Annotated in this window: 21 protein-coding genes; 17 read left to right on the forward strand and 4 right to left on the reverse strand. The window is 51.5% G+C overall.

The annotated features are described in order from the left end of the window. Nucleotides 1-12 precede the first annotated feature (12 nt). Genes C7R91_RS12200 through C7R91_RS12260 form a run of 13 tightly spaced genes read left to right on the forward strand, consistent with a single transcriptional unit; the run spans nt 13 to nt 12,748 of the window. Complete coding sequence (locus C7R91_RS12200) at nt 13-981, forward strand: sirohydrochlorin chelatase (protein WP_047070505.1); 969 nt, start codon at nt 13-15, stop codon at nt 979-981. 12 nt (nt 982-993) lie between these two features. Further along, nucleotides 994-1,767 carry a precorrin-6A reductase gene (gene cobK / locus C7R91_RS12205; protein ID WP_047070506.1) on the forward strand — a complete coding sequence of 258 codons (774 nt, stop codon included), beginning with the start codon at nt 994-996 and terminating at the stop codon, nt 1,765-1,767. 2 nt (nt 1,768-1,769) lie between these two features. Further along, the gene (locus tag C7R91_RS12210) at nt 1,770-2,420 is read left to right on the forward strand and encodes a precorrin-8X methylmutase (protein WP_047070507.1); all 651 of its coding nucleotides are present in this window, start codon (nt 1,770-1,772) and stop codon (nt 2,418-2,420) included. Between the two features lie 4 nt (nt 2,421-2,424). Beyond that, on the forward strand, nt 2,425-3,561 hold the full coding sequence (locus C7R91_RS12215; protein ID WP_047070508.1) for a cobalt-precorrin-5B (C(1))-methyltransferase: 1,137 nt from the start codon (nt 2,425-2,427) through the stop codon (nt 3,559-3,561). Then, the gene (locus C7R91_RS12220; RefSeq protein ID WP_047070509.1) at nt 3,524-4,753 is read left to right on the forward strand and encodes a bifunctional cobalt-precorrin-7 (C(5))-methyltransferase/cobalt-precorrin-6B (C(15))-methyltransferase; all 1,230 of its coding nucleotides are present in this window, start codon (nt 3,524-3,526) and stop codon (nt 4,751-4,753) included. Before C7R91_RS12215 ends, C7R91_RS12220 begins: the two co-directional genes overlap by 38 nt. Next, on the forward strand, nt 4,750-5,460 hold the full coding sequence (gene cobI, locus C7R91_RS12225; protein ID WP_047070510.1) for a precorrin-2 C(20)-methyltransferase: 711 nt from the start codon (nt 4,750-4,752) through the stop codon (nt 5,458-5,460). Before C7R91_RS12220 ends, cobI begins: the two co-directional genes overlap by 4 nt. Continuing rightward, entirely contained in the window at nt 5,460-6,239 is a 780-nt protein-coding gene (gene cobM / locus C7R91_RS12230; protein ID WP_047070511.1) for a precorrin-4 C(11)-methyltransferase, read from the forward strand. The genes cobI and cobM overlap by 1 nt, the downstream gene beginning before the upstream one ends. Further along, on the forward strand, nt 6,239-7,384 hold the full coding sequence (locus C7R91_RS12235) for a cobalt-precorrin 5A hydrolase (RefSeq protein ID WP_047070512.1): 1,146 nt from the start codon (nt 6,239-6,241) through the stop codon (nt 7,382-7,384). The genes cobM and C7R91_RS12235 overlap by 1 nt, the downstream gene beginning before the upstream one ends. Continuing rightward, nucleotides 7,381-8,757, forward strand: coding sequence for a cobyrinic acid a,c-diamide synthase CobB (locus C7R91_RS12240; protein WP_047070513.1), 1,377 nt, complete (start codon nt 7,381-7,383; stop codon nt 8,755-8,757). The genes C7R91_RS12235 and C7R91_RS12240 overlap by 4 nt, the downstream gene beginning before the upstream one ends. Further along, nucleotides 8,750-10,267, forward strand: a complete 1,518-nt coding sequence (locus C7R91_RS12245; RefSeq protein WP_047070514.1) for a cobyric acid synthase — start codon at nt 8,750-8,752, stop codon at nt 10,265-10,267. The genes C7R91_RS12240 and C7R91_RS12245 overlap by 8 nt, the downstream gene beginning before the upstream one ends. Further along, entirely contained in the window at nt 10,267-11,307 is a 1,041-nt protein-coding gene (gene cobT / locus C7R91_RS12250) for a nicotinate-nucleotide--dimethylbenzimidazole phosphoribosyltransferase (protein WP_047070515.1), read from the forward strand. The genes C7R91_RS12245 and cobT overlap by 1 nt, the downstream gene beginning before the upstream one ends. Next, a complete protein-coding gene (gene cobA / locus C7R91_RS12255) occupies nt 11,304-12,089 on the forward strand; it encodes a uroporphyrinogen-III C-methyltransferase (RefSeq protein ID WP_047070516.1) in 786 nt (261 codons plus the stop codon). The genes cobT and cobA overlap by 4 nt, the downstream gene beginning before the upstream one ends. Before the next feature lie 23 nt (nt 12,090-12,112). Beyond that, entirely contained in the window at nt 12,113-12,748 is a 636-nt protein-coding gene (locus tag C7R91_RS12260; protein WP_047070517.1) for a precorrin-2 dehydrogenase/sirohydrochlorin ferrochelatase family protein, read from the forward strand. A 54-nt stretch (nt 12,749-12,802) separates the two neighbouring features. On the opposite strand, the gene C7R91_RS12265 is transcribed toward C7R91_RS12260, so the two are convergent. Then, complete coding sequence (locus tag C7R91_RS12265) at nt 12,803-13,582, reverse strand: GNAT family N-acetyltransferase (RefSeq protein WP_047070518.1); 780 nt, start codon at nt 13,580-13,582, stop codon at nt 12,803-12,805. A gap of 90 nt (nt 13,583-13,672) precedes the next feature. On the opposite strand from C7R91_RS12265, the gene C7R91_RS12270 reads away from it, so the two are divergent. Beyond that, nucleotides 13,673-14,368 carry a hypothetical protein gene (locus C7R91_RS12270; RefSeq protein ID WP_047070519.1) on the forward strand — a complete coding sequence of 232 codons (696 nt, stop codon included), beginning with the start codon at nt 13,673-13,675 and terminating at the stop codon, nt 14,366-14,368. Next, nucleotides 14,352-14,912, forward strand: coding sequence for a peroxiredoxin family protein (locus tag C7R91_RS12275; protein ID WP_047070520.1), 561 nt, complete (start codon nt 14,352-14,354; stop codon nt 14,910-14,912). The genes C7R91_RS12270 and C7R91_RS12275 overlap by 17 nt, the downstream gene beginning before the upstream one ends. A gap of 47 nt (nt 14,913-14,959) precedes the next feature. Here the strand turns inward: C7R91_RS12275 and C7R91_RS12280 are convergent, their stop codons facing one another. Next, nucleotides 14,960-16,192: a cation:proton antiporter gene (locus tag C7R91_RS12280; protein ID WP_047070521.1), complete on the reverse strand. Its 1,233-nt coding sequence runs from the start codon at nt 16,190-16,192 to the stop codon at nt 14,960-14,962. A gap of 2 nt (nt 16,193-16,194) precedes the next feature. Continuing rightward, nucleotides 16,195-16,692 (reverse strand): cation:proton antiporter regulatory subunit, encoded by a 498-nt coding sequence (locus tag C7R91_RS12285; protein WP_047070522.1) that lies wholly within the window; start codon nt 16,690-16,692, stop codon nt 16,195-16,197. 328 nt (nt 16,693-17,020) lie between these two features. Here C7R91_RS12285 and C7R91_RS12290 point away from each other — a divergent pair, with 328 nt between their 5' ends. Next, the gene (locus tag C7R91_RS12290; RefSeq protein ID WP_047070523.1) at nt 17,021-17,275 is read left to right on the forward strand and encodes a hypothetical protein; all 255 of its coding nucleotides are present in this window, start codon (nt 17,021-17,023) and stop codon (nt 17,273-17,275) included. A gap of 48 nt (nt 17,276-17,323) precedes the next feature. On the opposite strand, the gene C7R91_RS12295 is transcribed toward C7R91_RS12290, so the two are convergent. Continuing rightward, complete coding sequence (locus tag C7R91_RS12295; protein ID WP_047070524.1) at nt 17,324-18,616, reverse strand: dicarboxylate/amino acid:cation symporter; 1,293 nt, start codon at nt 18,614-18,616, stop codon at nt 17,324-17,326. Between the two features lie 248 nt (nt 18,617-18,864). Here C7R91_RS12295 and C7R91_RS12300 point away from each other — a divergent pair, with 248 nt between their 5' ends. Continuing rightward, nucleotides 18,865-19,608 carry a stalk domain-containing protein gene (locus C7R91_RS12300; protein ID WP_047070525.1) on the forward strand — a complete coding sequence of 248 codons (744 nt, stop codon included), beginning with the start codon at nt 18,865-18,867 and terminating at the stop codon, nt 19,606-19,608. Nucleotides 19,609-19,675 lie beyond the last annotated feature (67 nt).

Below are 19,675 nucleotides of genomic sequence, written 5' to 3' on the forward strand. Positions count from 1 at the left end.
GGGGGACATAAAATGGACGCAGTATTATTTGTAGGTCATGGAAGCAAGGACCCGGAAGGCAATGAAGAGATTCGCCAGTTTGTGGCGACGCTAACACCGGACTTGGATGTACCGATTATCGAGACGTGCTTTCTGGAGTTTGCCCGTCCTGACATGCTGCAAGGCTTGAATACCTGCGTGGCACGGGGTGCAACCCGCGTAGCGGTGATTCCAATCATCTTGTTCTCTGCCGGACATGCAAAAATTCATATTCCAGCTGCCATCGACGAGGCCAAGGAGCTGCACCCACACGTTCAGTTCATCTACGGACGCCCGATCGGCATTCACGACGAAGTCATCAATATTTTGACCGCTCGCATGGAAGAGGCAGGCTTTGCCTCGGGGGAAGACCATGATGACCTGGCAGTACTCGTGATCGGACGCGGCAGCAGCGATGCAGATGCTAACAGCGATATTTACAAAATGTCCCGACTGTTCTGGGAGCGCTACAAAGCCAAGTGGGTAGAGACCGCCTTTATGGGCGTGACGTATCCACTGTACGACGAGGGTGTTGAGCGTTGTCTGAAGCTGGGTGCGAAGCGTATCGTTCTCTTGCCGTATTTCCTGTTCACAGGTGTGTTGATCAAACGAATGAGCGACCAGCTGGAGAAGTTCCGTGAGCAATATCCAGAAGCCCAGTTCGAAATGGCCGAGTATTTTGGCTTCCATCCGTTGTTGAAAGAAGTACTCAAGGATCGTGTGATGGAAGCGTTGCAAGGTGAAGTGAAGCTGAACTGTGATACCTGTCAGTACAGACTGGCAGCGATGGAGCACATCGACCATCACCATCACCACCACGATGACGAGCATGGGCATCATCACCACCATGGTCACCACCACCATCATCATCATGACCATGACCATCATCACGATCACGACCATGACCATGACCACAAACATGACCACAAACATGATCACAAGCACGACCACGTTACCAAGTAGGAGGGAGACAGCATGATTCTGGTACTGGCTGGAACGAGCGACGCGCGCGAGTTGGCTTTGCAAATCAAGAACAAGGGCTACGAGCTGTTGACGACGGTCGTCACTGACAATGCTGCGAAAAGTATGGAGGAGGCGGGCGTGCCTGTCCAGGTCGGACGACTGACTGCCGACGATATCCAGCAGCTGATCCAAGACAAGGCCGTCCAATGCGTGGTCGACGCGAGTCATCCCTTCGCAGAGGAAGCCTCCAAAAACGCCATGGCAGGAGCACAGGGCGCGGGAGTCCCCTACATTCGCTACGAGCGGGAAAGCATCTCCTCACCGGGCAGTGAGAAGCTGATTGTGGTAGAAGACTACGTCCAGGCGGCTGAGCTGGCGGCAGAAAAGCGCGGCGTCATCATGCTGACGACGGGCAGCAAAACGCTGAAAACCTTCACGGATCGGCTTCTGGGCTTGCCAGACACGACGCTGGTAGCACGCATGCTGCCGCGTCTTGACAATATGCAGAAATGCGAAGAGCTCGGTGTCGAGCAAAAAAACATTGTCGCGATGCAAGGTCCTTTTTCCAAGGAGCTGAACAAAGCGCTCTACGATCATTATGGTGTCACGCTGATGATCACCAAGGAGAGCGGCAAGGTAGGCGCTTTTGACGAAAAGGTGGAAGCGGCACTGGAAATGGGCATCGAAACAATCGTCATCGGTCGTCCGAAGATCGATTATGGAACGAAGTTTTCGGATTACGCCAGCGTGCTGGGCGAACTCAAACAAGTGACTGGAGGAAACTAACCATGGATTTCAAAACAGAATTTAAACCGATGACCGTACAACCGCAAGAGATTGAGGACTTGAGCTTTCAAATCATTACAGATGAGCTGGGCGAGCATTCTTTTACAGAGGAACAATTTCCGGTAGTACAACGCGTCATTCACGCATCCGCAGACTTTGATCTTGGACGCAGCCTTGTTTTCCACCCGGACGCAGTAAAATCGGGAATCGAAGCGATCCGCAGCGGCAAAATCGTCGTAGCAGATGTACAGATGGTACAAGTCGGCATCAGCAAAAACCGCATTGAAAAATTCGGCGGACAAGTGAAGGTGTACATCTCTGACCGCGATGTGATGGAAGAGGCGAAGCGCCTGAATACGACCCGTGCGATCATTTCCATGCGCAAAGCGATCAAGGAAGCGGATGGCGGAATCTTTTGCATCGGAAACGCACCTACGGCACTCCTGGAGCTGATCCGCATGGTGAAGGAAGGCGAAGCAAAGCCAGGTCTGGTGATCGGGATGCCAGTTGGCTTTGTATCTGCGGCAGAATCCAAGGAAGAGCTGGCGAAGCTCGATATCCCATTCATCACAAACATGGGACGCAAAGGCGGAAGTCCAGTAACGGTAGCAGCATTGAATGCCATTTCGATCATGGCGGAACGGTTGGGCTAAGCAGATGGCAGCCAAAGCAGCAACGGACGAAAAAGAGGCAAAGCCCCTCCGCCACGGATATACGACTGGATCATGCGCAACGGCGACGACCAAGGCTGCTTTGATCGCGCTGATTACTCAGGAAGAGCAAAGCCAAGCGACGATTCGCCTGCCAATCGGTGAGGACGTCACCTTTCAGATGGAGAGCTGTGAGTTTTCATTGGAGAAGGCGACCGCAAGCACGATCAAAGATGGGGGAGACGATCCAGACGCGACACACGGTGCCCTTATTCTCTCAACCGTGGAATGGTCGGATGAGCCCGGCATTATTTTGGATGGCGGACTCGGAGTGGGACGGGTGACCAAGCCAGGGTTGCCCGTTCCGATTGGCGAGGCAGCGATCAATCCCGTCCCGCGCAAAATGATCAGGGAAACCGCGCAGGCTGTTCTGGATGAGTACGGGACCCAGCGTGGGGTCAAAATCGTCATCTCCGTGCCTGCGGGCGAGGAAATCGCCAAAAAAACATTGAATGGACGACTCGGCATACTCGGCGGCATCTCCATATTGGGGACGCGTGGAATCGTGGTGCCGTTTTCCACTTCTGCTTACAAGGCGAGTGTGGCGCAAGCGGTCAACGTCGCCAAGGAAGCCGGCTGCGATCATATTGTGCTGTCGACAGGCGGAAAGAGTGAATCCTACGGGGTCGCTACTTATCCTGAGCTGTCGGAAGAAGCATTCGTGGAAATGGGCGATTTCGTCGGCTTTTCCCTCAAGCAGTGCAAGAACAAGGGTATGCGCAAAGTGACCTTGGTCGGGATGATGGGCAAGTTTTCCAAGGTAGCGCAGGGCGTCATGATGGTTCATTCCAAAAGCGCACCCGTCGATTTCGGCTTCCTCGCTCAAATGGCAGCGGATGCAGGAGCTTCGCAGGAGCGTATTGACGAAATTTTGGGAGCCAACACCGCTTCGCAGGTAGGCGATATGATGGTGGACACGCCCGCCTTTTTCGAGATCATGTGCGAAAACTGCTGCCGCGCTGCACTAAAGGAAGTGGGCGGCGGCATCGAGGTCGAAACCATCATCATCACAATGAAAGGGTCCCTATTGGGAAGGGTGACGATCAATGACACAGGCGATGAAAGTAATTGGAATCGGGGATGATGGACAGCAGAGCCTGCTGCCGTTGTACCGGACTTGGATAGAGGAAAGTGAACTGTTGGTTGGTGGAGAGCGGCACCTCAGCTTTTTCCCGGAGTATACAGGGGAAAAGCGGGTGCTGAAAGGCGGACTGACTGCCATGGTGGAGGAGTTGCGCACAGAGACGCGCAAGACGGTCATTCTGGCGTCAGGCGATCCGCTCTTTTACGGGATTGGCGGCTTGCTTTCCAAAAAGCTGAACGTGGAGATTTACCCGCACCTAAGCTCCATCCAGCTCGCCTTTGCCAAAATGGGCGAAGCATGGCAGGATGCGACACTGGCTAGTGTGCACGGACGCAGTATCAAAGGTCTGGCACAGCGGATCGACGGGAAGGAAAAGGTCGCACTGTTGACGGATCGGGAAAACTCGCCAGCAGCGATCGCCCGCTATCTCCTTTCGTTCCAGATGACCGAGTACGATGCGTTCGTGGCGGAGAATCTGGGTAGCGCGGAAGAGCGGACAGGCTGGTATTCCCTTGAGGAAATGGCAGATGGACTCTTCTCTGATCTGAATGTTGTGATTTTGAAAAAACGCCGTCCAAACCCGGTATGGCCGTTTGGAATCGCAGATGAGGAGTTTTCCCAGCGCAAGCCGGACAAGGGACTCATTACAAAAAAAGAAGTGCGCATTTTAAGCATTGCGCAGCTGCAATTGCATGCGAAAAGCATCGTCTGGGACATCGGCACCTGCACAGGCTCTGTCGCTATTGAAGCGGCACGAATTGCGCGTGAGGGTGAAGTGTACGGCGTAGAGAAGAACGCGGACGATCTGGAAAACTGCCGCCAGAACATGGCGAAGTTTCGCACGGATTTGACAGTGGTGGGCGCACGTGCCCCACATGGCTTGGACGAGTTCCCGGACCCGGATGCCGTATTTATCGGCGGCAGTGGCGGAGAATTGCGCGAGCTGTTGAACATCTGCTGCACACGACTGCGCCCGAATGGCCGGATTGTGGTGAACGCAGCGACCATTGAGACATTGTACGAAGCGACACAAGCATTCGCGCAGGAAGGATTCGAGACATCGGTGACATTGGCGCAGCTATCGCGGAGCAAGCCGATTTTGTCTCTGACGCGTTTTGAAGCATTGAATCCGATCTACATCATTACGGCCTGGGCCAAGCAGGTAGAAGAACAAGGAGGAGACAGCAAGTGACTAAGATCGGAACATTGTACGGACTGGGCGTAGGTCCCGGCGACCCTGAATTGATTACCGTCAAGGCATTTCGTCTATTACAGCAATCGCCAGTGGTTGCGTACCCGAAAAAACGAATGGGCAGCAAAAGCTACGCGCATCAAATCGCAGAGCTGTACGTGCAGTCACCAGACAAGGAAATGCTCGGACTCGTATTCCCGATGACGCGGGACAAAGAGATTTTGGAGCGCGAGTGGAACAACACAGTGGAGATCGTCTGGGAGCGCCTGTCTGAAGGCAAGGATGTCGCTTTTGTAACGGAAGGCGATCCGATGTTTTACAGCACGTTTATCCATATGATGCGCGTCATGCACGAGGAGCACCCGGAGGTGCCAATCGTGACCGTACCAGGGGTCTCTTCGTTTCTGGGAGCAGCTTCCCGCTTTAATCTGCCACTGGCGGATGGCGACGAGCAGATCGGCATCATCCCGGCAACAGAAGACAAGGAAGCCATGCGCAAAGCGCTTGAGAACCACGATACCGTCGTGTTCCTGAAGGTAGCAAAAGTACTGCCAATGATCATTGGCTTGCTGAAAGAAATGGGGCTGGCTGAAAAGGCAGCGGTAGCGACCAAGGTCACTTCCTCCGAAGAAATGGTTTGGACCGATATGCGTGAACTGGAGCGGGCAGAGCTTAGCTATCTTACACTGATGGTGGTGAAAAAGTAATGAAATTGTACATAGTAGGAGCGGGTCCCGGCGACCCTGATTTGATTACGGTAAAAGGCTTGAAGCTGCTGCAAAAGGCAGACGTCATTATGTATACCGACTCTCTCGTGAATGAGGATTTGGTCGCAATGAGCAATCCCGATGCAGAGGTGCTGCAAAGCTCGGGTATGGCATTGGAAGAAATGGTAGAGCTGTTGGTAGACCGGATTCGCAGCGGAAAAACAGTCGTACGTCTGCATACAGGTGATCCGTCCATTTATGGCGCGATCATGGAACAGATCGCCCTGCTAAAAGCACAAGGCATTGAGGTAGAAATCGTTCCAGGTGTGAGCTCCGTATTTGCGGCAGCGGCAGCAGTAGGCGCCGAGCTGACGATTCCTGATCTGACACAAACGATTATCCTCACCCGCGCGGAAGGTCGCACGCCAGTGCCAGAAAGAGAAAAGCTGCGTGCACTTGCTGAGCATCATTGTACGTTGGCTCTGTACCTAAGCGCGACTTTGACGAAAAAAGTAGTCCGCGAGCTAGTCGATGCTGGTTGGAGTGAGGATACACCAGTAGCAGTCGTACAACGCGCAAGCTGGCCGGATCAATTGATCGTTCGCACCACGCTGAAAAATTTGGACGAAGACATGGGCAAAAACGGCATCCGCAAGCACGCGATGATTTTGGCTGGCTGGGCTCTGGACCCGAACATCCACGACAAGAGCGAGCAATACCGTTCCAAGCTGTACGATAAAACCTTTACACACGGGTTCAGAAAAGGTGTGAAGGAATAATGAAGATCATCAAACTGATCGAGGGAGAAATCCCTGTTATCGAGCAGCGCGGAGACTATGCGATCGTCGCGATCACGAAGCACGGGGTAGAGATGGCGCGGGATCTGGCACAGAAATTCCCTGGGACAGACCTGTACTACATGAGCAAGTTCGAGCGCGGAGATGAGGAAGCGCGCGGCATCCAGCTGTTTTCCAACAGTGTACGGATGCTGTTTCCCGCTCTCTGGCCTGCTTATAAAGGTTTAATCATCATTATTTCACTGGGTGCGGTTATTCGGATGATCGCACCTTTGCTCGAAGACAAAAAGAAAGACCCAGGTGTCGTTGTCGTCGATGACCGTGGGGAGAATGTCATCAGTGTGCTGTCCGGTCATTTGGGCGGTGCCAATGAGCTGGCTCGCGAGGTAGCGGCAGTCATGGGTGCTCGTCCGATTATCACGACAGCATCTGATGTACAAAAGACGATTCCGGTCGATCTATTCGGTAGACGTTTTGGCTGGCAGTGGGATTCCGCTGAAAAGCTGACCCCTGTCAGTGCTTCTGTTGTAAACGAGGAGCGCGTAGCCGTCATCAATGAATCCGGTGAACGCGACTGGTGGATGCATGACACCCCAATGCCGCCGTCCATCAAGGAATACGCGACAATCGCTGAGGCAAAAGCCGATCAGCCGCAAGCTGCTCTCGTCGTTTCTCATCGCCTGCTTACACCGGAGGAACAAACGATTTTGGACAACGGCGTCCTTTATCGTCCAAAGGTAATCGTGCTCGGGATGGGCTGCAACCGGGGAACCTCCGCGGAAGAGATCGAAGCAGTCATCAAGGAAACGCTGGATGAACTGCAATTTTCGATTAAAAGTGTTAAAGCGCTAGTGACCATCGAGCTGAAAAAGGATGAAGCGGGTCTCATCGCCGTTTGCGAAAAATACGGCTGGCCGTTCGTCTGGTATTCGCCGGAAGAATTAAACAAGGTCGAAATCAGCGATCCATCTGATACCGTCTTCAAGTTCACGGGGGCGTATGGAGTGAGTGAGCCTGCCGCGAAGCTGTACGCTGGCGTGGGAGAACTCGTTTTGACCAAGAAGAAGTCGGGCAATACCACCATTTCGGTCGGATTGATGTCCTATCACGAGGAGGAGCGCGCATGACGGATAGCCGCCGTATTGTGATTGCCGGAACAGGCAGCGGAGCGGGTAAGACAACCGTTACCATCGGACTGATGGCTGCTCTGAAAAGAAAAGGGCACACCGTTCAGGGCTTCAAGTGCGGACCTGACTACATCGATCCTACGTATCATACGGCTGTGACGGGGAGAGCCTCGCGCAATCTGGACAGCTTTATGCTGGAGCATGAGATCGTGAAGGAGATCTTTGTCCGCGGCAGCGAGGGTGCGGACATCTCGATTATCGAGGGCGTCATGGGCATGTACGATGGCAAGGAAGCGACCAGCGATAAAGGCAGCACGGCCGAAATCAGCATCCTGACTGGCTCTCCGGTTTTGCTGGTGGTCAATTGTCAGAGCATGGCACGCAGTGCGGCTGCGATTGTCAAAGGCTTTCAATTGCTTAATCCACAGGCGAGAATTGTCGGTGTCATCGCGAACAAGGTCGGCAGCGAAGGGCATCACAAAATCGTGAAGGCAGCTATTGAGCAGGAGTGCGGGATTCCGGTCGTGGGTTACCTGAAGCGGGAAAACGAGCTGGAAATACCGGAACGTCATCTCGGATTGGTGCCATCTGTCGAGCGTGGAGAGTTGACTCCTTTGTTTGAAAAGCTGGCTGATCTGATTGCGGAGACAGTCGATTTGGAGCAAATCTGGGAACTGGCAAAGGCAGAGCCGCTGCAAGCGGAACCTACCCTGTTTGCTCCGCGAAAAGCATCTGCCAATGTCACCATTGCTGTAGCGAAGGACCCTGCTTTTCATTTTTACTATCCGGAAAATTTGGAGCTACTCGAAGCATATGGCGCGAAGCTCGCGTTCTTTTCTCCGTTAGCCGGAGAGGGAGTGCCTGAGGATGCGGATGGCTTGTACATCGGGGGAGGCTTCCCGGAGGAATTTGCAGCAGAGCTATCGCAAAATGAAGCGGTGAAACAATCGATCCGATCTGCGATCACAAAAGGCTTGCCAACCTTGGCTGAATGCGGCGGTTACATGTTTTTGACAGAGGCAATCGTGACGACCGAAGGCGACAGCTATCCGATGGTGGGGCTCATCCCGGGAAAGGTGACCATGCAGAAAAAGCTCGCAGCGCTCGGCTATCGGGAAGTGCGCGGCAAGGAAGGCAATTTCTTGCTCGGCACCGAAGAACAGGCAAAAGGGCATGAATTCCACTACTCTACGTATGCATCGGATCAGCAATTGCCAACAGCCTACGAAACAAAAGGACTTCGCGGCACGAAACCGGAGGGCTATGCCCAGGATAACCTGGTCGCAGGCTATACTCACTTGCATTTCGGCTCCAATCCCGAACTGGTTGAGCGTTGGCTGAACCGATGTGCGGAGGTGGCCGCTCGTGCCTAAAACCCTCCCGTTGATGGTGCAAGGTACCAGCTCGGATGCAGGAAAAAGTGCGATTGCAACAGCGCTGTGCCGGATTTTTGCCCAAGATGGCTACAAGACAGCTCCGTTCAAATCGCAAAATATGGCCCTGAATTCCTACGTGACGCTGGATGGAAAAGAAATCGGGCGGGCACAGGGCGTTCAGGCAGAGGCAGCGGGAATTCTGGCAACGACTGACATGAACCCCATTTTGATCAAGCCGACGCGAGATTCCGAATCACAAATTGTCGTCAACGGCGAGCCATACGGCAACATGAAAGCTTTTGCCTATCGGACGGAGTTTTATGACGAGGGCTTGCGGATCATTGAGCAAGCGTATCAACGACTTGCCAGTACCTATGAGCGGATCGTCATTGAAGGGGCTGGCAGTCCGGCGGAGGTCAATCTGAATGACCGCGAGCTCGTCAATATGCGGGTCGCTCGTCTCACGAACGCGCCCGTCATTTTGGTGGCAGACATCGAGCGCGGGGGTGTGTTTGCCAGCTTGGTCGGTACCCTCCAACTGCTCGAGCCCGAAGACCGGGACCGCGTGATCGGCGTCATCATCAATCGTTTTCGCGGAGACCTGACGCTTTTGCAGCCGGGGCTGGACTGGTTCGAGGAGTATACGGGCAAGCCTGTCCTTGGTGTCGTGCCATTTATTCCAGACTTGTGGATCGATGCGGAGGATTCGCTGATTTTGCACCGCTATCAAGGTCAGCGTGAGACACCGCGTGAGATTGACATTGCGGTTTTGCGCTACCCGCGAATTTCCAACTTTACAGATGTGGACCCGTTTTTTGTAGAGCCGGATTGCCGGATGCGCTTTGTGACACGTTTGGAAGAGCTGGGTGAACCTGACCTGATTGTCTTGCCGGGCAGCAAGAATACACTCGAGGATTTGCAGTTCTTACGAGAGACAGGTCTTGCCGCGGCGGTCAATGACCTTCATCATAAAGGGAAAACGTATATCGTCGGATTGTGCGGCGGCTATCAAATGCTGGGAGAAGCCATTCATGATCCGGCTGGGGTCGAGTCTCCGTTGCAGCAGCTTGATGGGCTGGGTCTCATCCCGATGATCACGACGATGGAGCAGAAGAAAACGACCGTTTTGTCCCGCGGTGAAGCAGTATTTGCGAAGGAAAAGCTGACGGTGGAAGGCTACGAGATTCACATGGGGCAATCCGCTTATTCGCGCAATGATTTTCCTTTTATCCAGATGGAGGGGCGTACAGAGGGCTATTGTCAGGAGGAGCGGCAGTTGATCGGCACGTATTTTCATGGCCTGTTCCACAATGACCACTTCCGCACGCTGTTGCTGAATGCCATCCGTGAGAAAAAAGGTCTCCCACCCATCACCGATCGCCCATCTTTTGTCGCTCTACGAGAGCAGGGGTACGATCTGTTGGCGGATACCGTTCGCCGCCATGTGAAGTTGGATACGATCGAAGAGTACATGAAGGCTTTTCAAGAAAAAGAGGTGCAAATATAATGGCAGTCATTTATCCGGCGATTGAGCCACGAAATCAGGAAGCAAGTGAGCAAACGAGACAGCATGTGGATCAGTTGACCAAACCGCTTGGCAGCCTTGGTCGCTTGGAGCAATTGGCTATTGAGCTGGCTGGGATGACAGGTGAGACAATGCCTGTTGTAACACCGCCGGGCGTGCTTGTTTTTGCGGCCGATCACGGTGTGGCACGGGAAGGTGTCTCTGCCTATCCGCAGGAAGTGACAGCGCAGATGGTGCTGAATATGATTCATGGCGGAGCTGGAGTCAACGTCTTTGCCAGACAAATCGGAGCCATTCAAAAAATCGTAGATGTCGGTGTAGCGGTCGAGGTCGAAGCACCGGGTGTTTACAACAAGCGAATCAGAGCAGGCTCGGGCAATATGCTGAAAGAAGCAGCGATGACCGCAGACGAAGCGCAGCGCTCCATCGCAGTTGGCCTCGAGATGGCAGAAGCGATTATCGGGGAAGGCGCCAAAGTCGTGATCGTCGGTGAAGTGGGCATTGGCAACACGACAGCGAGCAGTGCGATCCTGTCAGCCTTAACCGGAGCTGATCCTGAGCAAATCGTCGGACGGGGAACAGGGCTGGATGACGCAGGCTGGCAGCGTAAAAAGACAGTTGTTCGTGAAGCACTCGCCTTGCATCGCCCGGATGCAACCAATCCGTTGGACGTTTTGGCAAAAGTCGGCGGACTGGAAATCGGAGCAATGGCAGGGGCGATCATGGGAGCAGCCTCTCGCCGTGTCCCTGTGTTGCTGGACGGCTTTATTGCTACGGTAGCGGCTTTGCTTGCTGTTCGAATGGAGCCACTCGTTGCTGATTTCTTGATCGCGGGTCACCGTTCTGAGGAGCCAGGGCATGATTTTGTCCTGCAGGCATTAGGCAAGGAGCCACTGCTTAGCCTGAATTTGCGACTGGGCGAAGGAAGTGGAGCAACATTAGCGTTTCCAATCGTGGAAGCAGCGACACGGATGGTTCGTGAGATGGCGACATTCGCATCAGCAGGAGTAAGTGACCGATGAGCGGCGCGGGGAAAGTCTATCTCGTAGGAGCTGGCCCTGGCGATCCAAAGCTGATTACCGTAAAAGGAATGGAATGCCTGCAAAAGGCAGAGGTGGTTGTGTATGATCGTCTGGCAAATCCAGCGCTGCTGGAGTATGCGCCACAGACGGCAGAACGCATCTACTGCGGCAAGCTGCCAGATCATCACACGATGAGACAGGAATCGATTAATGAGCTGTTAGCGGAAAAAGCGCTGGAAGGAAAAGTCGTCGTACGGCTAAAAGGCGGCGATCCTTGTGTGTTTGGCCGTGCGGGAGAGGAAGCGCAGCATTTGGCTGAGCGAGGAATTGCCTTTGAAATCGTCCCGGGAGTAACGGCTGGAATTGCAGCCTCGGCGTACGCGGGTATTCCGGTGACACACCGCGATCACGGCTCGTCATTCGCTGTCGTGACGGGACATTTGCGCGAAGACAAGCCGGAGCTGGCGGTAGAAAAATGGAGTGCTCTCGCAAATGGCATCGACACCGTTGCCTTTTACATGGGAGTAGCCAATCTGCCGTTGATCCGGACCCAATTAATCAAGCACGGACGCGATCCACATACGCCAGTAGCCGTCATCTCTTGGGGAACACTCCCGCAGCAAGCGGTGGTAACAGGTACCTTGGCTGATATTGAGGAACGTTTGGCCCAAAACAGTCACATCACGAATCCAGCTATCATTCTGGTCGGGGATGTCGTGAAGATGCGTGAGAAAATCAACTGGTTTGAAGCTACGCTTGGAATAGAGCAAGTACAACAATAGCAAGCCGAGGGGGAGGGAACCTGATGACGCACTATGCCATGATGGTCAATCTACAAAACAAGCGTTGCTTGGTGGTCGGTGGCGGACAGGTAGCCGAGCGGAAAATCGGCAGTCTGCTTGCTGCTGGTGCGGATGTCACCGTTGTGAGTCCCTCCTGTACGGCAACCATCCTGGAATGGGAACACGCTAAGAAGCTGAGGGTAGCACTGCGCCCCTTTACCCCACAGGACGTTGAAGAGGCAGTGCTCATCATCGCGGCGACGAGTGATCCCACTGTCAATCTGGCTGTATACGAAGCGTGCCGTCCGCATCAGTGGATCAATATCGTTGATCGCCCAGACCTCTGTTCCTTTACCGTTCCATCTGTCGTTGCACGTGGAGACTTGCAGATTGCGATCTCTACGGGTGGGAACAACCCGGGACTGGCGAAGAAAATGCGCCGCCAGCTCGAGGAGTGGGTGGGACCGGAATACGAGGACTACACGCTTTTTCTCGGCAGCATGAGAAGACAAGTCCTCTCGCTGGCGGTGAGCGAAGCGAATAAACGGGCAATCTTGGCAGAGCTTTTGGACGACCGCTTTTTACAATGGACCAAAAATGGCGAAACCGACCGAAGAGATCGGGAGGCCGAAGCGCTGCTTACCATAATAAAAGAGTAGATCAACGCAAAAGATTGTATGGCTCCCACTAAGCTACTTGGTGGGAGCTTTTTTCTAGCTCTTTCGCCAGATCATTTCCAAATGCCTCCCGACCTCTTGAAAGCCGAGCTTTCTGTACATTTCCTGCGGCGTATCATCTGCATAGGTCGTCAAGTACATATGGGTGGCGCCGAGCTTTTTGGCGTCCTGCATCATGACCCGAATCATTTCCGTACCGAGTCCTCTACGCTGCCAGGCATCCAGTATAAAAAATTCCTCCATACGAACAAGCTCCTTGTGAAGATGCCATTCACATGCGCCGACGGGCTCCTGATCGACAAAGCACACATACGGGATGATCTCACCGGTTTCATAAACTTCTCTTTTCCGATTCGCCTTACGAACAGCAAAATCAGGGTTGATCATAACAGAATCATAAGCAGTAAGGCAGCGAATGCCTGCTTCCATGACGTCAGCTGAATCTCCTCGTAAAACGGAGCATTGTGGAATCGGCGCCAGTTTATCGGCAACCTCCAGCGGAGCGAGCATGTACAGCATCGTATTCACTTCAAACCCAAGCCGGGTCGCAAAAGACACTAACTCTTCTGAAAAAGGTAACGACGGGTGCAGTTCCAGCTTCAAGTGGCCGAGCTGCTGCTCTTTGGCACGCCGAAGCTCTTGCTCGATATAAGCTTGCACCCAGTCTTGCGAGGAAACCGACGAAATTTCTGTATAATTATGGCTATACATGTCTGGGACCGATTCATCGCGATATACGCGCACTTGTGGATGCTCCGTTCGCGTAGAAAAAGCAAGGGCATAGCGCTCCTGCAAAGTTAAAATATTCGTGAGCATTCCTTTATTCCCCATTTCCTGATATGGTGATAGTTGTTTGAATACTTGTCTTCCCTAGAGTAAGCCATTTTCCTGAAGGAGGAAACGAAAATGTCGGATGCTTTTCAAATAGGCCCCTTTTTGTTGAAAATGAGCATGCTGGCGGTCATTGTTTCGCTTTCGCTCGGCTTTGTGGCTATATCCGCTCAGCTTAAAAATAACAGAGAAATGAAATCAGCAGTTATTGAGCTGTTGAGTAATGCACTGGTGCTGGCATTTCTCGTTTGGAAGTTCAGCTACGTCCTGTTTTATTTTTCGAAAGCGGTGGAGAATCCCTCATCCATTCTTTACTTTTCCGGGGGAGAAAACGGAGCCATGCTGGCAGTCGTGGCAGTTGTCGTCTACCTTACTAAGACGGTACACAAAAAAGCGATTCCTGTTCATTTCGTCGCCTTGGGAATGGCGACAGGCTTTTTTGCTGCAACTGGCGTTTACCAGCTGCTCACGGTCGTGTTAGAACAGAGCAGCATGTGGTATCACGTACAGCAGGTCGCCCTATGCGGCTTCTTTCTTTGGTGGCTGCATCGGGCAAAGGAAGGACTCATTCATTTGGCGGCTTGGCTAGCGCCTGTAATGTGGTTTGCCATTAGCCAAGTGTATGTGCACTTTTTTGTACCGAATCGAGAAGCTGTGTTTGCAGGACTTTCCGGAGATCAGCTCATGTATTATGCATTCGCTCTCTTGCTGCTCTTTTTGTCCAGACGAGTGAAGCCGATAGGGGGAACGACCAATGAAGAAGCATCATAATGTTTGGGCGATTGCTGTACTCTTGGGGCTTTTGGGATGGGGCATTATTGATGCGGAAATCTTGAACAGGCAGGAACCTATCGCTTCATCTGGCGAGCAAGCCAACGGGCAGATCGGAGTTGAAAAAGGAAATACCGCTCCGGATTTTGAACTCCAGCAGATAGGTGGGGGGACGGTCAAGCTGTCCGATTTACGGGGGAAAAAAGTCATTCTCAATCTGTGGGCGACGTGGTGTCCTCCTTGCCGTGCAGAAATGCCAGACATGCAACGTTATTACGAAGAGAACAAGGAAAAAGGCGCAGTTATTCTCGGGGTCAATCTGACCGATACGGAGTCGAGCCCGGAAGCGGTGGCGGATTTTGTGAAGCTGTACGGCATTAGCTTCCCGATCTTGCTCGATCCCGATAAAGAAGTGGCGAATGTGTATAAAGCCATTTCGATTCCGACCAGCTACATTATTGATTCCAACGGTGTGGTCCAGAATAAATACATCGGCCCGATGAGTGAAGAAATCATGGAGAACATGTTGTCTGCAATCAAATAGAAAAACCGACAGCAGGCATATTGCTGTCGGTAGTCATGCTTCTCCGATTATCCAGCGTCTGCTTTGTTTGCTGGTTCTTTGACGGGTGTCTTTCGATCCAGACGAAACACAGCATTGAGCAACTTGTAAATATGCTTGGATTCCTTGGTCAGCAGTGGACCTAAAATAGCGAGAATCAAAACGTAAAGAGCCGCAAATGGTTGCAAAATTTCCATGAGTGCGCCCGCTTTTCCGAGATTAGCCATGATGATGGAGAACTCACCGCGAGATACGATGGTCAGTCCGATATTGGTAGAAGCCTTGGGCGACAATCCGGCACTCCGCCCAGCCAAAAGCCCGGCGACGACGTTACCGAAAAGGGTGAGGGCAACTGCACCAATGGACAACCATACGGCTCCACCTAATGACAATGGATCAATTGTCAAACCGAAGCTGAAGAAGAACATGGCTCCGAAGAAGTCACGAAACGGCAGGATAAGGTGCTCGATGCGCTTCATGTGTTGTGTTTCTGCCAGGACGAGACCTACGAGCAATGCTCCGATAGCTTCGGCAACATGGATCGTTTCGGAAAAACCCGCAATCAGAAACAGAGCGGCAAACACTGTAATCATAAATACTTCGTTTGATTTGATGTTCAATACTCGATTCAGGAAAGGAACGAGCTTGCGGCCTACGATAATGAGGAGGAGCATGTAGCCGAGTGCAATCAATGCGGATGAGAGTACGCCAGCAAGGGAAGTTGCACCGCTTAGCACCAAGCCGGACACGATCGAGATATAGACGGCCAGGAATATGTCTTCGAACATGATGATCCCCAAAATCATCTCTGTTTCGCGATTTGCTGTACGTTTGAGATCCACCAGTACTTTTGCCACAATGGCGCTGGAGGAAATAGTGGTAATACCGGCGATAATCAAAACTTCTTTGAGTGGGAATCCAGCGGCCCAACCAAACAAGAGGCCGAGGGTAAAGTTGATGATGATGTAAATGGTACCGCCAACGGCAATGGATCGACCAGCCTTGATCAGGCGACCTACTGAAAATTCAAGTCCGAGGTAAAACAACAGGAAGAGTACGCCAATTCTGCCCATAAATTCGATGAGCGGGGCGCTTTCAATAAAGCGGAGATCAAACAAACCGATGTCGGGAGCGTGTGGACCCACGATCATCCCGACGAGAATGTAGAAGGGTACGATGGAGAATTTTAACTTCATAGAGAGGAACCCCGCCATTGCTATGAGTGCGAGGGCAAGACCGACTTCAAAAACGATATGCTCCAATATCACTCACCTCCGTTGCTGAGAATAGTCTTGAGAGCCTTCACCTGCTTCCGTTCACCTGCAACGACCAATGTAGATCCTGTACAAAGGATATACTCGGGGCCGGGATTAATCGTTTGTTTGTGGTCTTTTTCAATAACAGCGATGATGGTAGCGCCTGTTTCTTGACGAATGTTGAGTTCCCCAATCGTCTTGCCGATGGCAGGAGCTTTCGATTCAATCTTGTACCATTCGATCATGAGTTTGTCTAACGCAACCTCGACTGTTTCCAGTGCAGATGGTTTGTACGTCAAGCCGCCTACGATGGCAGCAATTTGTCTCGCCTCATCATCATCAAGGGTAACCATGGAGATCGTTTCGTCCAGATCATCACGGTCAAAGTGATACATTTCACGGCGGCCGTCATCGTGAATGACGATTACCAGCTTGTCGCCACTTCTGGTTTCGACCTGGTACTTCCTGCCGATTCCTGGTAAATCGGATTCTCTGATCGAGAACATGTAAGATCCTCCTTCGCGCAAAACACTGTATTGGCTTAGATAGCTGCTCTTTTTTACCAGTGAGGCAACAAGTCGTCAATAATTATTTGGAATTATATCCATCCCGGTGATATTTTAGTAATAATCCCCCCCGTTGTGCGGATTATTGTCGACATTCATACCTACAACAACCATTATACACGAGATGACGTCATTTTTCTTCAAAATGAAACACTTTTATTAAAAAATGACACACTTATAAACGAATAGGAATATTAACTTTCCTCTAAAATGTGGCCGCTCCTCCATGAGTGGGCTTCGATAGAGGTTATTTTAAGGATGATGAAACATGGCGAACAAACAGTATCGATTAACAGAAGCGGAATGGATCTTTATTCAAGACATGCGCTCCATGGATATGGATGAGCTATTGGACATCGTGATCGCATTGCGCAATGAGGTAAGGGAGCTGGAGAAAAAGGCGGAGCTGATCAGAGAGCGCGAGAAAGAGGGCTGGCAGGAGGAGTATCAGGCAGCACAGAAGCGAATTAATCACCTGCGCCAATTTGAGGTTGAGCTTCGTAAAACATGGCCAAATGACTAAAGCAAAAAGAGGTTCTCTCGCAATAGGAGAACCTCTTTTTTATAGGGACTAGGCCATGAGCGGTTTTGCTTCTGACTCGTTGTCCGACTCGCTGGCAGTTTCGTCTGTTTGCTGGACGCGTCCCGGATGGAACTCATTTTCATGCTTGGCTATGACCACGGCAGCTACGCCATTTCCAATCAGATTCGTGATGGCACGAGCTTCTGACATGAATCGATCAACGCCGAGCAAGAGGGCAATGCCTTCGACCGGAATGACAGGGAAGGCTGCCAAGGTAGCGGCGAGTGTAATGAAACCAGAACCTGTGACACCCGCAGCCCCTTTTGACGTAATCATCAGGATTCCTAAAAGGGTGATCTGTTCCCAGAAGCTGAGCTCAATACCATATGCCTGAGCAATAAAAATGGCAGCCATGGATAAATAGATCGAGGTACCATCCAGGTTAAACGAGTAGCCCGTCGGTACGACCAGACCGACAACGGATTTGGAACAGCCGTATTTCTCCAGCCGATCCATCATTCTCGGAAGAGCGGACTCTGAGGAGGATGTTCCGAGCACCAGCAGGATTTCCTCCCGAATGTATTTGATAAACGAGAAGATGCTGAACTTGTAGTAGCGCGCGATCCCGCCCAGGACGAGAATAATGAACAAAAACATCGTGATATAGACAGCCGTCATTAAAAGGCCCAGTCTGGTCAGCGATCCGATGCCGAATTTGCCAATCGTGTACGCCATCGCGCCAAATGCAGCTATTGGAGAAACCTTCATGATCATGTTGACGACGCCAAAAAATCCGTGTGTCAGCTTGTCAAACAGCTTGATGACAGGCTGGGACGCTTGCCCCATGGCAGCGAGTGAGAGACCAAACAGGACAGCGAAGAACAGAATCGGCAACAGCTCGCCATTTGCCATAGCTCCGACGACGTTTTCCGGGATGATCTTCACAATAAAATCAATAAAACCGTTGTTACTCTGGGCAGCAGCCTCCGTGTACTTGGAGACGTCCCCGCTGGTCAGTCCCGTTTTGTCAAAGCCTACCCCAGGCTTGATCAGGTTGACAACCAATAATCCGATCGCTAATGCGATTGTGGTAACGATTTCAAAATAGAGCAGCGCTTTGCCGCCGATCTTACCGACCTTTTTCATGTCTCCCATACTGGCGATTCCATTCACTACAGTGAAGAAGACAATCGGTGGAATGACCATTTTGATCAGTTTCACAAAAATATCGGCCAACACCTTCAGCTCTGCGCCGAATTTGGGTGCAAAATGACCAACTAAGATACCGAGAATGATGGCAATAACGACCTGTACGGTCAGATTTTTAAAGTTGATCCGCATCGAATCCACTCCTCCTCCAAGAATTGAAAGCGCTTTATTCCTCTCCTTCGCATTGTATAAATGGTGAGGAAAATTGAAAATGATACGGTCATATTGGTTGTTTTGGTCCTTTTGGTCATAGAAATCCCCTCAAATTGGAAAGGAAAAAATCAATTGTTGACATACTCTCGACACGAACAATAGGTAAAGTAGGAGATGTACATAGTGACACGAAAGAAACAGACAACCGGGAGAATGGAGGATTTTCTATGTTCAAGAAGCAATATCTGGCGATTGCCTCAGCGTTGATTCTGACTACCACACTTATTCCGACGAGCTCTCAAGCGGCTACTGGAACGAAGAATCTGCAAGCTAAGTACAACAACATTAAAGTTATTTATAACGGCGCAGCTGTTCCAACTACAATCGAACCATTCATCGTAAACGGAACGACGTACATTCCACTTCGTATGATGGCGGACGTGTTCAGCAAGGATGTAGCATGGGATGGCACGAAGTACACCATCACGGTAAAAGACAAGCCGAACTCCCAGCACGCAAACGAGTTGGCTGCACGTGATGCTCAAATCAGAAGCCTGCAAAACACCATCGATAGCCTGAACAAAGAGATCTCTGATTTGAAAAACAGCAAGAAAAACAATAACAACGATGATGATGATATTCAGGATGCCTTGGATGATCTGGAAGATGATCTGAATTCTGATTACGATGACTACAAAGACCTCAAATGGAGTATCTCCCTGAGTGGCGATGAAGATGATGTCGATGTAGAAATCGAGATCAATCTGGATAAATACCAAGATGAATTCGATGATCTGGATGACGATGGCGATGTAGAAGCTCTCGTTGAAGATATCATCAAAGATATCTGGGACGACAAGGATTTCGAAGATGCCGACATTACAGGTGAAATCATCGACAGCGATACTGACGATACGATTTATGAGTTCGAAGGCGATGCTAGCGACGAAGACATCAACTTTGACGTGTAAAATGATCGAAAGTGGGGACATTTCTCACAAAAAAAGCCTTGCTCCTTTTCACAGGATGCAAGGCTTT

This window comes from Brevibacillus formosus, assembly GCF_003013405.1.
Lineage (GTDB): Bacteria > Bacillota > Bacilli > Brevibacillales > Brevibacillaceae > Brevibacillus > Brevibacillus formosus.

Excerpts from the sequence above, each read along its gene's own strand:
- C7R91_RS12235 (WP_047070512.1), top strand. The coding sequence starts at position 6,239 with ATGAAGATCATCAAACTGATCGAGGGAGAAATCCCTGTTATCGAGCAG.
- cobM (WP_047070511.1), top strand. The coding sequence starts at position 5,460 with ATGAAATTGTACATAGTAGGAGCGGGTCCCGGCGACCCTGATTTGATT.
- C7R91_RS12275 (WP_047070520.1), top strand. The coding sequence starts at position 14,352 with ATGAAGAAGCATCATAATGTTTGGGCGATTGCTGTACTCTTGGGGCTT.
- C7R91_RS12285 (WP_047070522.1), bottom strand. The coding sequence starts at position 16,692 with ATGTTCTCGATCAGAGAATCCGATTTACCAGGAATCGGCAGGAAGTAC.
- cobK (WP_047070506.1), top strand. The coding sequence starts at position 994 with ATGATTCTGGTACTGGCTGGAACGAGCGACGCGCGCGAGTTGGCTTTG.
- C7R91_RS12290 (WP_047070523.1), top strand. The coding sequence starts at position 17,021 with ATGGCGAACAAACAGTATCGATTAACAGAAGCGGAATGGATCTTTATT.
- C7R91_RS12270 (WP_047070519.1), top strand. The coding sequence starts at position 13,673 with ATGTCGGATGCTTTTCAAATAGGCCCCTTTTTGTTGAAAATGAGCATG.
- C7R91_RS12300 (WP_047070525.1), top strand. The coding sequence starts at position 18,865 with ATGTTCAAGAAGCAATATCTGGCGATTGCCTCAGCGTTGATTCTGACT.
- C7R91_RS12210 (WP_047070507.1), top strand. The coding sequence starts at position 1,770 with ATGGATTTCAAAACAGAATTTAAACCGATGACCGTACAACCGCAAGAG.
- C7R91_RS12240 (WP_047070513.1), top strand. The coding sequence starts at position 7,381 with ATGACGGATAGCCGCCGTATTGTGATTGCCGGAACAGGCAGCGGAGCG.
- C7R91_RS12260 (WP_047070517.1), top strand. The coding sequence starts at position 12,113 with ATGACGCACTATGCCATGATGGTCAATCTACAAAACAAGCGTTGCTTG.
- C7R91_RS12220 (WP_047070509.1), top strand. The coding sequence starts at position 3,524 with ATGACACAGGCGATGAAAGTAATTGGAATCGGGGATGATGGACAGCAG.
- C7R91_RS12295 (WP_047070524.1), bottom strand. The coding sequence starts at position 18,616 with ATGCGGATCAACTTTAAAAATCTGACCGTACAGGTCGTTATTGCCATC.
- cobA (WP_047070516.1), top strand. The coding sequence starts at position 11,304 with ATGAGCGGCGCGGGGAAAGTCTATCTCGTAGGAGCTGGCCCTGGCGAT.
- C7R91_RS12265 (WP_047070518.1), bottom strand. The coding sequence starts at position 13,582 with ATGCTCACGAATATTTTAACTTTGCAGGAGCGCTATGCCCTTGCTTTT.
- C7R91_RS12200 (WP_047070505.1), top strand. The coding sequence starts at position 13 with ATGGACGCAGTATTATTTGTAGGTCATGGAAGCAAGGACCCGGAAGGC.
- C7R91_RS12215 (WP_047070508.1), top strand. The coding sequence starts at position 2,425 with ATGGCAGCCAAAGCAGCAACGGACGAAAAAGAGGCAAAGCCCCTCCGC.
- cobT (WP_047070515.1), top strand. The coding sequence starts at position 10,267 with ATGGCAGTCATTTATCCGGCGATTGAGCCACGAAATCAGGAAGCAAGT.